General features: G+C 51.8%; 11 protein-coding genes. 8 read left to right on the top strand and 3 right to left on the bottom strand.

Annotation, left to right across the window (positions count from 1 at the left end):
* The first annotated feature begins 57 nt into the window (after positions 1-57).
* Complete coding sequence (locus B2739_RS14675; RefSeq protein ID WP_331346702.1) at positions 58-912, top strand: 6-carboxytetrahydropterin synthase; 855 nt, start codon at positions 58-60, stop codon at positions 910-912.
* Positions 913-932: 20 nt separating this feature from the next.
* Here B2739_RS14675 and B2739_RS14670 read toward each other — a convergent pair whose 3' ends face one another.
* A complete protein-coding gene (locus tag B2739_RS14670) occupies positions 933-1,304 on the bottom strand; it encodes a DUF6164 family protein (RefSeq protein ID WP_331346593.1) in 372 nt (123 codons plus the stop codon).
* A gap of 163 nt (positions 1,305-1,467) precedes the next feature.
* On the opposite strand from B2739_RS14670, the gene B2739_RS14665 reads away from it, so the two are divergent.
* From B2739_RS14665 to glgP, 7 genes are all read left to right on the top strand, one after another.
* The gene (locus B2739_RS14665) at positions 1,468-2,598 is read left to right on the top strand and encodes an ABC transporter permease (RefSeq protein ID WP_331346592.1); all 1,131 of its coding nucleotides are present in this window, start codon (positions 1,468-1,470) and stop codon (positions 2,596-2,598) included.
* Positions 2,599-2,600: 2 nt separating this feature from the next.
* Positions 2,601-3,359: an ABC transporter ATP-binding protein gene (locus tag B2739_RS14660; protein ID WP_331346591.1), complete on the top strand. Its 759-nt coding sequence runs from the start codon at positions 2,601-2,603 to the stop codon at positions 3,357-3,359.
* A gap of 54 nt (positions 3,360-3,413) precedes the next feature.
* Positions 3,414-4,403 (top strand): MlaD family protein, encoded by a 990-nt coding sequence (locus tag B2739_RS14655; RefSeq protein ID WP_331346590.1) that lies wholly within the window; start codon positions 3,414-3,416, stop codon positions 4,401-4,403.
* 1 nt (position 4,404) lies between these two features.
* Positions 4,405-5,016, top strand: a complete 612-nt coding sequence (locus tag B2739_RS14650) for a PqiC family protein (RefSeq protein ID WP_331346589.1) — start codon at positions 4,405-4,407, stop codon at positions 5,014-5,016.
* A 102-nt stretch (positions 5,017-5,118) separates the two neighbouring features.
* Positions 5,119-6,117 carry a 2-hydroxyacid dehydrogenase gene (locus B2739_RS14645; protein ID WP_331346588.1) on the top strand — a complete coding sequence of 333 codons (999 nt, stop codon included), beginning with the start codon at positions 5,119-5,121 and terminating at the stop codon, positions 6,115-6,117.
* Between the two features lie 29 nt (positions 6,118-6,146).
* On the top strand, positions 6,147-8,939 hold the full coding sequence (locus tag B2739_RS14640) for an HAD-IC family P-type ATPase (protein ID WP_331346587.1): 2,793 nt from the start codon (positions 6,147-6,149) through the stop codon (positions 8,937-8,939).
* Positions 8,932-11,478, top strand: a complete 2,547-nt coding sequence (gene glgP / locus B2739_RS14635) for an alpha-glucan family phosphorylase (RefSeq protein WP_331346586.1) — start codon at positions 8,932-8,934, stop codon at positions 11,476-11,478. The genes B2739_RS14640 and glgP overlap by 8 nt, the downstream gene beginning before the upstream one ends.
* Positions 11,479-11,492: 14 nt before the next feature.
* On the opposite strand, the gene B2739_RS14630 is transcribed toward glgP, so the two are convergent.
* A complete protein-coding gene (locus B2739_RS14630; RefSeq protein WP_331346585.1) occupies positions 11,493-13,091 on the bottom strand; it encodes an L-lactate permease in 1,599 nt (532 codons plus the stop codon).
* A gap of 36 nt (positions 13,092-13,127) precedes the next feature.
* Complete coding sequence (locus B2739_RS14625) at positions 13,128-14,435, bottom strand: PAS domain-containing methyl-accepting chemotaxis protein (protein ID WP_331346584.1); 1,308 nt, start codon at positions 14,433-14,435, stop codon at positions 13,128-13,130.
* Between the last annotated feature and the right edge of the window lie 179 nt (positions 14,436-14,614).

The raw sequence follows: 14,614 nt of genomic DNA, 5'->3' as shown, positions 1-14,614 counted from the left end.
GCGTTTGCGCTAAGTGGTATGATGCGCGCCCTCCTATTTCATCAAGATGGCGTTTTTATGTTGTTGTTTGTCGATAACCTCACCAATGTCGATTTCAGTTTTCTCGACCCGGAGCGCGGCCTGCTGGGTGAAACCTGGCTGGCGAATGTGCGCCTTCTGGGTGAGCTGGATGAACAAGGTATGGTGTGCGACTTTGGCACCGTGAAAAAAGTGATGCGCCATTGGCTCGATACCGAATTGGATCATCGCCTTGCCGTGCCTGTGCGCTCACCCAACATACGTATTGACGACGAAGGCAAATTCCTGAATATCCGCTGGCAATTTGGCAACGCGGGCGAGTTTTTACAAACCCGTTCCCCGCGCGATGCCATCGCACTGGTGGATGCTGAAGTGCTCACACAAGAGTCGGTCGCAGCCTGGTGTATCACCCAACTCAAACAGCAATTCCCTACCACTGTAGTGCGCATGGAATTGGACTTTACGCTGGAAGCCATTGAAGGCGCTTACTACCACTACAGCCACGGATTGAAAAAACATTTAGGCAACTGCCAGCGCATCGCCCATGGGCACAGGTCGCGTATTGATATTTGGGCCAACGGCCAGAAATCGCCCGCACTGGAACAACAATGGGCTAATACCTGGAAGGATATTTATTTAGGCACACGCGAAGATCTGGTGAGCTCACCGGTTAACGGCGGTGTCGATTATTATTATTTTGCTTATGAAGCGCAGCAAGGGCAGTTTGAAATTACCCTGCCGCAACGCTGCTGTTATTTGATGGATACCGACACGACGGTGGAGTTTATCGCGCATCACATTGCACAAAAAACCTGGCAGGAAAATCCGGGTTCGCGCATCCGTGTCAAAGCCTACGAAGGAATCAACAAAGGCGCTATTGTCGAGGCCGGATAAACCGTTTCAGCGCCGGTGTTTTATTTGATTTTTAACAACATCACAAACGGAATCAACGTCAAACCTGCCACAAAAATAATGGCAACAGCCGATGCAATAAAACGGATCGGCTGGGCACAAAAGTGCTGCCACACACTGGGCACCTGCCCCGCCTCCACCAATTGCGCATAATTTTGTTGTTGGCGAATTGCGCGTTCGGCTTGATATTCACGGATTAACTCGCGCGCACGCTCTTCTTGCGAACCATCGGCCAACCAGATCGCATCCAACCCCACGCGGAAAAAACCGGCATCGGTTTCGTAATAGCGGATCTGATGTTCATCCAGCAGCGCGCGGATTTCCGCCGCTTCGTCATCGGGAACTTGTGCAAGTCTGAATAATAATCTGGCCATAATGTCCGGTTAATCTGGTTGTTAAAGGCGTTAGGGAAAGGCGTTGGGTGCGCAGGATAACAGTTCTCCCCTACCGATTTGCATTAACTTGCAGGGTCAGAGGTTTCATTTTCCATCCCAAAGCGACTATGCTCAAACCCGATGCCCAATTTGAAAGATAAGGATGAACACTTTGCTCTTTCGTATTGAACCAGCGGATTCAGCGGACACGCAGCCCAGCCAGATATATCTGCATTTATGCGGCAACTGGCAACTGGGTCACACACCGGATGGTGCGAGCATCTGCGCTGCAATCCCGGCCAATTGTGAAACCATCACGCTGGTTACCGGTGAACTCAAACAATGGGATTCCAGCCTCGCGGTTGCTTTGCTGCAACTCACGCGCTGGTGCGAGCAACAACAGATCGCACTGGATACCCACAGCAGCGCCGAAACCCTGCAACAATTACTTAATCTCGCCACAGCAATTCCCGCGTATCAACATACTGCCCGCAACGACACTTACAGTGCGCTTGAGCGCCTGCAAAAAAATATCCATTCCCAATGGCTTGGTGTTGCGCGGACACTCACTTTTATCGGCGATATCAACCTCGCGCTTATTCGTTGGGTGCGCGGCAAAGCTAAAACACGCAAGCAGGATATTGTCTTTTTCATCGACCAGTCCGGCCCGCACGCTCTGGCGATTGTGACCTTGATTGCACTGCTGGTCGGTATGATTCTCGCGTATTTAGGTTCAGTGCAATTGCGCCAGTTGGGCGCGCAAGTCTATGTCGCCGATTTGGTGGCGATAGGCATGGTGCGCGAAATGGGCGCACTGATGACGGCGGTGATTATGGCGGGCCGCACTGGCGCAGCCTATGCTGCGCAACTAGGCACCATGCAAGTAAATGAAGAAATTGATGCGCTCAAAACCATGGGAATTTCCACCATGGAATTTTTAGTGCTGCCGCGCTTGCTCGCATTGGTGTTTATTATGCCGCTGCTATGCATCTACGCCGATGTAGTCGGTATGCTCGGCGGGGCATTGGTCGCCACCAGTATGGATGTCAATTTCAACCAATATATTTTACAAACCCAAGGCGCGGTAGATTGGATGGATATCTCCACCGGCCTAATCAAAAGTATTTTCTTTGGAATATTAATCGCAATTGCCGGTTGTCAGGCCGGCATAGAGTGCGGCCGCAATTCCGATGCCGTGGGCATGGCCGCAACCAACGCAGTGGTGCGTGCTATTGTGTATCTGGTTGTTGCCGATGCAGCGTTTAATATTCTCTATGACAAGCTAGGTATTTAACCATGAATACCCATCCGTTTATCAGCGTGCGCAATCTCAGCATCGGTTACGGCAGCCGTGTGGTGCAGCAAAATTTAAATTTTGATATTCGCAAGAACGATATTTTTTTTGTGATCGGCGGCAGTGGTTGCGGAAAAACGACGCTACTCAAACACATGATTGGTTTGATCCCGCCAAGCAAAGGCGAAGTGTTGTATGAAGGGGTCAACTACTATCAATCAAGCGAGGACACACAACTAAAACTCTTGCAAAACTGGGGCATCACCTATCAATCAGGTGCCTTGTTTTCCAGCATGAGCCTCGCAGAAAATGTTGCACTGCCATTGCAGCTATATACCGACCTATCGGAAAAACAAATTGCCGAAACGGTTGCCTACAAATTAGCACTAGTAGGATTGGCCGGTTATGAAACTTTTTATCCCTCGGAACTCAGCGGCGGCATGCATAAGCGTGCAGGACTTGCGCGCGCGATAGCGCTTGACCCACAACTCTTATTTTTTGACGAGCCTTCAGCGGGGCTAGACCCCATCAGCTCCTTGCGGCTCGACCAATTAATTGTGCAAATCTGCAAAGCCTTAAATTCAACGATAATTATTGTCTCGCACGAATTGCCAAGCATTTTATCCATTGGCACCCACTGCGTGATTCTGGATGCACAATCCAAAACCATGTTGGATGCTGGCGATCCGAAAGAATTACTCCACCACAGCCCACAGGAAAAAGTGCGGCAATTTTTAAGTCGGGCGGGTACTGCGGTGTAATGAAAACATCTGGATTTCCGCAGCGGGAATCCATTAACGCATCACTGGAGCAACATGAGCCAACAAAAATCCTTTGCCATAGGTGCATTTATTGTCGGTGCCATTTTATTGGTGTTTATCGCCATGTTATTTTTTTCCGGCGGCCAACTCTTTTCACACAAAGAGCGCGTGGTGATGTACTTTGAAGCGTCCGTACAAGGCTTGCAAGTTGGCGCACCCATCAAATTAAAAGGCGTAGTACTGGGCGAAATCACCGATATCCAAATTAATTTTCCCAGCGATGACACCGATGGCCAAAAACAAAATATTGCCGCTATTGTCACGGCCGATTTGGCACTGCAGCGCATTAGCCGAAAAGGTATCACTGTGGATCGGGAGTTTTTCGAGGATGCCATCAACAAAGGTTTGCGTGCGCAATTAAATTATCAAAGTTTTTTAACCGGGCTCTTATATGTTGAGTTGGATTTCTTTCCCGGCACCACCCCCAAACTCTACAACCTGCAAGATAGTTATTTAGAGATCCCCACGGCATCCACTGCATTTGAGGCGATCTCCAAAAACCTGCAGGAAATGAATATCAAAGGCTTGATTGATAATTTGGACAAACTCGCAGTCAATATCAACAAGATAGCCACAAGCGGTGCAATTGAGCAGACGCTCGGCAGTGTCAAAACCGCAGCCGATTCCGTTGCGCTTACATCCAACACCTTGAATCAGGAAATCGCCATTCTGGGCAAAAACCTGAATCGCACCAACACTGAGTTAAATCAATTACTGGTAACGCTTAACCAACAAACACCGGAGCTCGCAGGCAATATCAACACCAGCCTGATAGAGCTGCAAAAAAGTCTGACCCAGTTCAACAAAGCTGCAGAAGGCATTACCCAAAGTTTTTCAGAAGATGCACCTTTAGTGAACCAATTGACCACAACGCTGGAAGATATCAGCCGCTCTGTCAATGCGTTTCGCAATTTAAGTGAAACACTGGAGCAACAACCTGAAGCCCTGCTGCGCGGCAAAAAATCGCTTCCCGAGGAGGAATAACGTGAGCAACCTTAAAATGGAAAATAATCATCGGATGAAAAATGTGATTATTATTTTTTTACTGTTCCTATTTGCCAGCGGCTGCCAACAATCACCGCGCAAACACTATTATTTGCTGAGCGCCACACCTACACAAAATCAAAATGATGCAATTACCCAAACCATTGGACTTGGACCGATTGAGCTGGCCGATTATTTGGATCGCTCATACATAGTGCGCAACCGCGATACCAACCGACTACAACTGGCAGACAATGACCATTGGGGGGAACCCTTGGAAAAAGGGATTGCGCGGGTGTTGGCGATCAACTTAATGAATCGCGATAGCACGCGCTTGGTGGAGCATTTCCCCTGGCGCAGCGATGTCACACCCGCATTGAGTGTGCGCCTGAACATTTACGATTTGCAGCTGATCAATGGCGCAGCCACAATTAACGCCAGCTGGAAATTGATCGACAACAGCACCAAAACCGTTTTATCCCAGCAGCGTTTTGTGCGGAGCAAATCCAGCGGTGAAAGCGCCTCGCAAATCACAAAAGCCTACAGCGAATTACTGGCAGAATTAGCCGAAGAAATGAATCAAGCGTTGATCACAATCAATGGTTCGAAATAACTCTCAGCGTAGACTTCCGCAACGCTAGACTCTTGCAACGCTAAAGCCTTACAACGAAAGAACGATGCATCAGCAGGTATGACACAAACCAGAGGGATTGTCATGAAAGTCGCCGTGTTCAGCACCAAACCTTACGATCACGAATTTTTAACGCAGGCCAACAGCGCACTCGCCCAGCCCCATGAATTAATTTTTCATGAATCCCAACTCAACCCGCAATCCGCATTGCTTGCACAAGGCTGTACAGCGGTGTGTTGTTTTGTGAATGACCATCTGGATACAACTGTTCTGCAAAAATTATCCGCACTGGGCATAAAACTTATCGCGCTGCGCTGCGCCGGGTTTAATCAGGTGGATTTGGCCGCGGCAAAAAAACTCGGCATCGTCGTTGCGCGTGTCGCGGAATATTCGCCCCACGCGGTTGCCGAACATGCGCTGGGGTTGATCCTCATGCTCAACCGCAATTTACATCGCGCTTATCACCGCGTGCGTGAAAATGATTACGCATTAAATGGCTTGCTCGGCTTTGATCTGGTCAACAAAACTGTAGCCGTAATCGGCACGGGGAAAATTGGCCAGGTGTTAGCAAAGATTATGCTGGGACTCGGGTGCAAAGTGATTGCTTATGATCCACAACCGAATCCTGAATTGCAGTCGGCAGGCGTGAATTATTGCTCACTCGCAGAGCTCTGGCCGCAGGCCGATATTATTTCGTTGCACTGCCCACTCAACAGCGAAACCCATCATCTACTGAATACCAATAGCATCGCGCAGATGAAAAATGGCGCGATGCTGATCAATACCGGGCGCGGTGGATTAATTGACACGCGTGCCGTCATTGATGGATTAAAGAACAAAAAAATTGGCTACCTGGGTTTGGATGTTTACGAAGAAGAAGGTGATTTGTTTTTTGAAGATAATTCCAATCGCCTGTTACAAGACGATGTGTTTGCGCGCTTATTAACGTTTCCCAATGTAGTGATCACCGGCCATCAGGCATTTTTTACGCGCGAAGCGCTCACCGCCATCGCCGATATTACACTCGCAAATATCACGCACTTTGAACGTCAAGAATTCACGCAGATGTGTATCGTCAGTTAACTCATTCACCGGCTCAAAGGAATAGCGCGATGCATAACATCACTGATTCAACCGGCGCCGATTCGCTTTTATTAGAAAAGCCCCCTTCGCTGGATGACGCTCACGCACAAACACCGGAACAATTATTTAGCGCACTTAACAGCAGCATTGCGGGCCTCACTGAAGCAGAGTCCGCTACCAGACGCCTGCAATGGGGAGATAACCAACTGCCCGTTACTCCCCCCACACCGGCTTGGCGCCGCTGGTTGCAACAATTTAATAATCTGTTTATTTACGTGCTGCTAATCAGTTCGGCAATTAGCCTGTTGCTGCAACATTGGATCGATGCGGGTGTGATTTTCGCGGTTATGCTGATCAATGCCTGCATAGGTTATGTGCAAGAAGGTAAAGCCGAAGCCGCGTTGCGCGCGATTATGTCGTTAAGCAAAAGCCTGTGTATGGTGGTGCGCAACAAGAGCGGTGTCAGCGCGAGCCTCAGTATCAACAGCAGCCAACTGGTGCCGGGTGATGTAGTGATGCTGCAAGCGGGTGATCGCGTTCCCGCTGATGTGCGCCTGTTTGAAGCCAAAGAGCTGCGCTGCGATGAAGCCCTGCTGACCGGCGAATCCCAATCCATTTCAAAAACCATAGCCGTACTACCCGCCGACACACTGCTCGCCGAGCGGCTCAATATGGCTTACATGGGCACGCTGGTAACACAGGGCACCGCGCGCGGCTTGGTAATCAGCACCGGCAGCCAAACCCAAATTGGTGCCATCCATCAGTTGGTGCAGGAGGTAGACACTACTGAAACCCCACTGCAGGGTCAGTTGGGAAAACTCGCCCGACAATTGACGCTGGTGATTTTGGTGGTAACAGCGGCAACCATGGCGTTTGGCATTCTGGTGCGCGACTACACCCTGACGCAGATGTTTCAGGCGGCAATCGGTATCGCGGTTGCTGCCATCCCCGAAGGTCTACCCGCAATAGTTACCATCGCCCTCGCCTTGGGTGTGGGGCGTATGGCGACTGAACATGCGCTGGTGCGCCGCCTGCCTGCGGTGGAAGTGCTGGGCTCGGTGGATGTCATCTGCACCGACAAAACCGGCACCCTTACTGCCAATGCGATGACCGCACGCCAGCTGATTACTGCCAACAACCACTACCTGGTGAGCGGCGAAGGCTATGAACCGCGCGGGGATTTCCGCCGCAAGGGTGAGCACCTGGCCAGCTCAATTCACACCGATGATCAACAATTGGCCAGCGCCTGCCGTATCGCGCTGGTCTGTAACGATGCCAACCTCACACACGACAACAATCGCTGGCAGCTGCATGGCGACCCCACCGAGGGCGCGCTCTATGTATTGGCGCTCAAATTTGGCCTGACTGCCGGGCAGGCGCATCAGCAGTGGCGAAGACAAGATACGCTGCCCTTTGAATCGGAAAAGCGCTATATGGCGGTATCCTACAGCGAGGAAAATGGCGCACACGTCATGGCTATTAAAGGCGCACCCGACCGCCTGCTGGAACTCTGCCAATGGCAGCTGGGGGTATCCGGCAATGAGCCTTTGGATAAAACCTACTGGTTGCAACAGCTTAATGATCTGGCAGCGCAAGGCATGCGGGTATTGGCGCTGGCATGCAAACCTCTTCCCGGCAACCAGCCGCTTACCCATCAGGATATGCAACACGGTTTGGTGATGGTGGCACTCGCTGGCCTGAGCGACCCACCCCGCCCCGAGGCAATCACCGCGATTGATGCCTGCCACAGCGCAGGTATCAGGGTGATGATGATCACTGGCGATAATCCAATCACTGCCGCCGCCATAGGCAAGGAACTCGGGCTCAACGCCACACGGGTGATGACTGGTGCCGAGCTGGATCAGCTCAGCCCCGCCGATTTCAGCCAGATCGCTGAAAGCGTGGATATTTTTGCGCGCACCAGCCCCGCCAATAAATTGCAGTTAGTGGAAGCTTTACAAGCGCGCCACCACACGGTTGCCATGACCGGTGACGGGGTTAACGATGCTCCCGCCCTGCGCACTGCCGATATCGGCATCGCCATGGGTATGAAAGGCACAGATGCCGCGCGCGAGGCGAGCGCCTTTGTGCTGACCGATGACAACTTTGCCACCATCGAACAGGCGGTCGCCGAAGGGCGCACCATCTACGACAATATCGTCAAATCCATCGCCTTTATCTTGCCGACCGATCTGGCCGAGGCGAGCATTATTACGCTCGCCATTTTATTTGGCTGGATGCTGCCCATCACTCCGGCGCAGATCCTCTGGGTCAATACCATCACCGCCGTTACCCTTGCGCTGGCGCTGGTATTTGAACGCAGTGAGGCCAACATCATGGAGCGCCCGCCGCGCCATCACCACCAAGGTTTGATTACGGCAGCGCTGCTGTACCGGATTCTATTGGTCGGAGGATTGGGTGCCGCAACCGTATTTGCACTCTTCCGCTGGAAGCTGGAGCAAGGGGCAAGCATTGAGCAGGCGCGCTGTATTGCCGTGAATGCGCTGGTGATATTTGAATGTTTTTACCTGCTGACTGCGCGCACCTTTTACGATTCAATCTGGCACCTGCGCTATTGGCAAGGCCTGGGCCCGAGCCTACTGGCGATAGTGTTGGTGGCGCTCTCCCAGCTGCTGTTTACCTACCTGCCCCTGAGCCACACCATTTTTGCGGTCGCTGCAATCAGCCTTGAAGACTGGTTGATTATCCTGCTCGCCACCAGCCCGATCTTGCTGCTGGTAGAGCTGGAAAAAGTGATTGCCCGGCGGGCGCAAACACGCGCTCACAACCAGACCGCTTCCGGAGGGAAATCCCATGGCTAATTTTGAACGCCTACTGCCTGAATCACTAAAAATACTGGAAGATCTGGCAGCTGACCTGCACTGGAGCTGGAACCACGCCAGCGATCAACTCTGGCGCAGCTTGAATGCCGAGGTTTGGGAACAAACCGGCAATCCGGTGAGTGTGCTGCAACTGACCAGCGGTGCCACACTCAAACGACTCGCGTCTGACCCGGATTTTCTACTGCAACTGCAGCAAGTTGTCGAGGCGCGCAAACGCTACCTGCTTGATCCCGGCTGGTACCAACGCAAATATCTGAATGCCCCCGACTCACCCGCTGCGGCAATACGCGGCATTGCCTACTTCAGTATGGAGTTTGGCCTGTGCGATGCGCTGCCACTCTATGCTGGCGGGCTGGGTATGCTCGCGGGCGACTATCTCAAAACCGCAAGCGATCTGGGGCTGCCGCTGGTGGGTATTGGCCTTTTGTACCAAGAAGGTTATTTTCGCCAAAGCATGAACCGCGATGGCTGGCAAGAAGAGACTTATCTCTACAACGATCCCGGCAGTTTACCCATATATCCCCTGCGCGATAGCGATGGCAGCTGGTTGGATATCGAAACCGGGTTCCTGTGTCGCCAGGTGCGTTTTCGCATTTGGGTCGCACAGGTTGGCAAAGTAAAACTCTACCTGCTCGACAGCAACCATCCCTGCAACCAACCGCACGACCGGGGCATTACCAGCAAACTCTATGGCGGCGGCACCGAGCTGCGGTTGGTACAGGAAATTGCACTGGGGATTGGTGGCTGGCGGCTGATTGAAACGCTCGGGCTCGATATCGACATCTGCCACCTAAACGAAGGCCATGCTGCCTTCGCCACTCTGGAACGCATCCGGAGTTTCAGCGTTAAACACAACACCAATTTTTGGGAATCGCTCTGGGCGACACGCGCAGGCAACTTATTCACCACCCATACACCGGTTGCCGCCGGGTTTGATCGCTACCCCGCCGAGTTATTGCGCCGTTACGCCGGTGAATCAGCATTGGCCATGGGCGTGACACTGGACGACATTATGGTACTCGGGCGCGTCGACCCCAAAGATACCAATGAACCATTCAACATGGCCTATCTGGCCATGCGCACCTGCGCACGCAGTAACGGCGTAAGCGAACTGCACCAACGAGTGAGCCAACGAATCTTTCAACCCCTGTTTCCGCGCTGGCCAGAGCGGGATGTACCGGTGAGCCATGTCACCAATGGTGTGCATATGCCGACGTGGGACTCGCCCGAAGCCGATGCGATTTGGACCAACGCTTGTGGAAAAGAACGCTGGCGCGATGACCTGCAAAACATTAGCCCCAACGCCTTGCAAGACGTGAGCGATCAACAACTCTGGCATATGGCCGCCAGCAGTCGGGCGCGCTTGGTTGACTACGCCCGCCAGCGTTTTGCGCGCCAATGGCGACATGAAGTCCTTGCTGAAACAAGTGCCCCGCCGGGCTCACCCAACTGCGCAATCCCGATTGAACTACCGCTCGACCCCAATATCCTTACGCTGGGTTTTGCCCGGCGTTTCGCCGAATACAAGCGCCCGGATTTACTGCTGCATGACCCCGATCGCCTCGCGCGTATTCTCTGTAATCCCAAATACCCGGTGCAGTTGATCGTCGCGGGCAAAGCGCATCCGGCCGATCATATTGGCAAAACCAAACTGCAGCACTGGCAGGCTTTTTTACAGCGACCAGAGGTCATACCCCATTTAGTCTTCGTAGAGGATTACGACATTGATCTCGCCCAACATTTGGTACAGGGCGTAGACGTGTGGATCAACAATCCACGCCGCCCCTGGGAGGCGAGCGGCACTAGCGGTATGAAAATATTGGTCAATGGCGGATTGAATTTATCCACGCTGGATGGTTGGTGGGCGGAGGCTTACCAAACGGAATTTGGCTGGGCGTTGGGCGATGGCCAGGAACATGATTCCGCACAAGACGGTGCCGATGCAGAGCAGCTTTATCATCTGCTGGAAGACATCATCATTCCTCGTTTTTACACACGCGATACCGAAGATCTGCCACGGGATTGGATTCAGCAAATGCGAACCAGCATGGCGCAACTAACACCGCGTTTCAGCAGCAACCGCATGTTACAAGAGTATCTGGAGCAACATTACTTACCCGCCGCCAGCGAGTTTCAGGCGCGGACCGAAAACCAAGCCGCACTCGCCAAAACACTCAATGGCTGGACACGGCATTTGCACCAACACTGGCATGAAATTCATATTGGAGAACATAACCTGAGCGAGACCAGCAACGGTTGGCAACTGGAGGTCAATATCCACTTGGGCGCAATCCCTCCTGAAACCCTTACCGTAGAAGCTATTGCCGACCCCAAAGGTACACACCCGGCGCAGCGTATTGCCTTAAACCTCGCCCGCACCGGCATCTCCAATGCCTACCGTTACAACGGCCTGCTGCCACAAGATCGCCCCTCCAGCGACTTTAGTTTGCGGGTGATACCCACCCACCAACATGCACTGGTGCCAGGTGAAAATGCGCTGATTTGTTGGCAAACCTAAACTTTTAACCCCACCTACTCACTCGCGAACCACCAGCCAACCAACCCGATAGCACTGCAATACAGCAGTGCGGGCAGGAGCGTGAAACGGATAATTTCACCTTCCCGCCCACCCAGTTTTACCACCGAAGCAGCTGCCACTACATTCATTACACAGATCATATTACCCGCGTTTGAACCGAGCATTTGCAAGGCAATAATCACCCTTGATGACAGGTCACTGGCGAGCGCGGCGTCTTGCTGCAAGCTGGCAAACATCATGTTGGAGAAGGTAGATGAACCGGCGACAAAACTGCCTAACGCGCCAATAAATGGCGCTACCAATGGCCATCCAGACGAAAAAGTCGCTGCAGCCGACTCACCCAGCGCCGTTGGCATAGCAGCAAGACCGGCGCTGTTCACATCCGAATTAATGAAAATGCGCACCATAGGTACAGAGGTGCCCAGCGCGATAAGGGTGGGCCAGATACGCCCGAGGGATTCGCGCCAAACCAATGCTGTGGCGGCAAACGGCAAACGATAAAACACCGCCACCGCCAATGCGACCAACACAAACAAGGTTCCGGGGAGATACAAAGGCGCAATACGCGTGGAAATGGCGCTACCTAATAGTTGGTCAAACTCGACTGACACAGATTGCAGCAGCGCCTTAAACGGCAAAGCATCTACCCGCGTCAGTACCAACAAACCTGTCACCACCAGATACGGCAACCAGGCAGCGAACAAACCCATGGGCGCTGGAATAACCGTCTCTCGCGTTTCAGCATCTTCCAACACCGGTAACCGCCAGGCAGTGCTGGGCAACAACCAACCACGTCGGGCAACACTTACCACCAGCCCTAATCCCACCAACGCGCCCAACAGACTGGGAAACTCCGGCCCCAAAAAGCGCGCAATCACATAGGCCGGTAGCGTAAATGCCAACCCGCTGAATAAGGCAAACGGCCAGATCGCCAAGCCTTCGCGCCAGGATTTATTCGCACCAAAAAAACGGGTGAGCAGCGCCAACATCAACAGAGGTAAAAAGCTCGCGACCAGAAGATCGATACCGCTCGCCGTTACCGCTATCGCCTGTAATTCGCCCGCACTGATATCAGGAATACCCTGTCCAACACCCACAATGACCGGTGTGCCTATCGCCCCGAATGAGACCGGCGCACTATCGCCCAAGAGCGCCATAACCACCGCCGCCATAGGCGGAAAACCCAGCGCCACCAACAACGGCGCACCAATAGCCGCCGGTGTACCAAAACCACTGGCACCTTCCAAAAAAGCACCGAATAACCAGGCGATGATAATGACCTGCACCCGATGATCCGGTGATATGCGCGCAAAACCAGCGCAAATCACCTTGATCGCACCCAGCGCAGTAAGGGTGTTCAACAGCAAAATCGCGCCAAACACGATCATCAAAATGGTGAAGGCGATTACCCAGCCTTCCAATACCGACGCCGCCAACTGCACCGTCGGCACCTGCCACACATAAAACGCAAAGGCGGCGGTAATAACCAAACTCAACGGCATAGCGCGGGTGGCGGGCAGGCGCAGCAGCACCAGTAGCACAAATACGGCGAGGATAGGCACCAGGGTGGTGAAGAGTTGCAAATTGGTCATGGTTTACCAAACACCCTGGCGAAGAACCTTGTGATGTTAAGGGCGCATGGTTTCAACCATACGCACAAAATCATCAACACCATTGCGTACTTGAGCCAAGCCAATAGCCACCTCACTGATGCTCTCCTCACCGTGCAAGGCAACACCATTAATTTGGTTAAGTTTTGAATCTATATTGTTAATCAAACTCGTGTTGTTTTGTACGACCTTGCTGATTTCAGCGGTGGCTTTTGCGGTATCTGCTGCGAGTTTTCTCACCTCATCGGCAACAACTGAAAAACCCCTACCTGACTCACCGGCGCGCGCCGCTTCAATCGCCGCATTCAACGCGAGTAAATTGGTTTGCTCAGCAATGGAACGTATAGTGGTCACAATGTCATTAATGTTTTTGGATTGCACATTCAACTGCGCACCAATTTGTGAGGCTTGCTTTACTTCATCAGCAATATGATGGGACGTCTCTATGGCTTCATTTAGCACACTGACCGCGTTGGTGGTGATCTGTGATGTTTGCTCAGAAGTTGCAGCTGCAAGATCAATCGCTCGCATGGCTATTTCTACACGCTCTGTAATATCTGAGGCAAACTTAATAACTTTTGTCACCTTGCCGGCGCTATCAAATATAGGGTTGTAGGTCGCTTCCAGCCACACCACACTGCCTTGCGAATCCTTGCGTTTAAATTTGCCAGAGAAGTGTTCACCACTGGCTAATTTTTTCCAAAAGTCCGGGTTTTCACGATAAAAATCAGCATCGCAAAAAATCCGATGGTGCTGCCCAACAATCGCATGTAGGGGAAAACCCATGGTTTTTTGGAAATTTTCATTTGCCGTAATAACCTCGCCCTGCGGCGTGAATTCGATAACCGCAAGAGATCTATCCAGTGCAAACAAAATGGCATTTTTATCATTTAACGCCATTTGTGTTTTTGTTACGTCGCAAGCAATTTTTATAATTTTTGTTACGATTCCAGCAGAATTTTTTACCGGAAAGTAATTGGCATACAAATACACCGGTTGACCGCTTTTATTAATTCGCTCAAAGGTGCCGGAGAAGGCTCTACCAGAAGCTAGATCGCGCCAAAAAATTTCATATTCACGTGCATTAGTGGTTGCACTGGTGCAGAACATTCGATGATGTTTACCCACCACTTCGTTTTTTGAGTATCCGACGACAGATAAAAACAGCTCATTGACATCTTGAATATAACCTTGAGTGTCAAAGCTAATGGTGGCTGTGTTGCTTTGAATTGCATTCATCTCATCGCGTAAATATTCCGCGCCTTGCTTCTGCAGTTCTTGCTTGTCCCCATCTTGACCATCTTTTTTGAAAGAAAACAATTTCATGACTAGCTCCTTGAACAATCACTAATACACCTCTCCGGTTTTTGAGTGTAGTACAAAACTCAACCAGCCATGATTGCATCCCTAGCCGTCCCAAGCTCCGGCTTTTTTGCCTGATCTGTTGGTAAATGGCCTCTATTTCTTAACGTCGAATGCCATAGCAAAGCACTGCAGGCCGGTCA

Origin of the sequence: Cellvibrio sp. UBA7661 (assembly GCA_002483365.1) — a bacterium.
GTDB lineage: Bacteria > Pseudomonadota > Gammaproteobacteria > Pseudomonadales > Cellvibrionaceae > Cellvibrio.
Note: the sequence above shows the minus strand (reverse complement) of the source record. Positions and strands in the feature narration are given on the sequence as shown.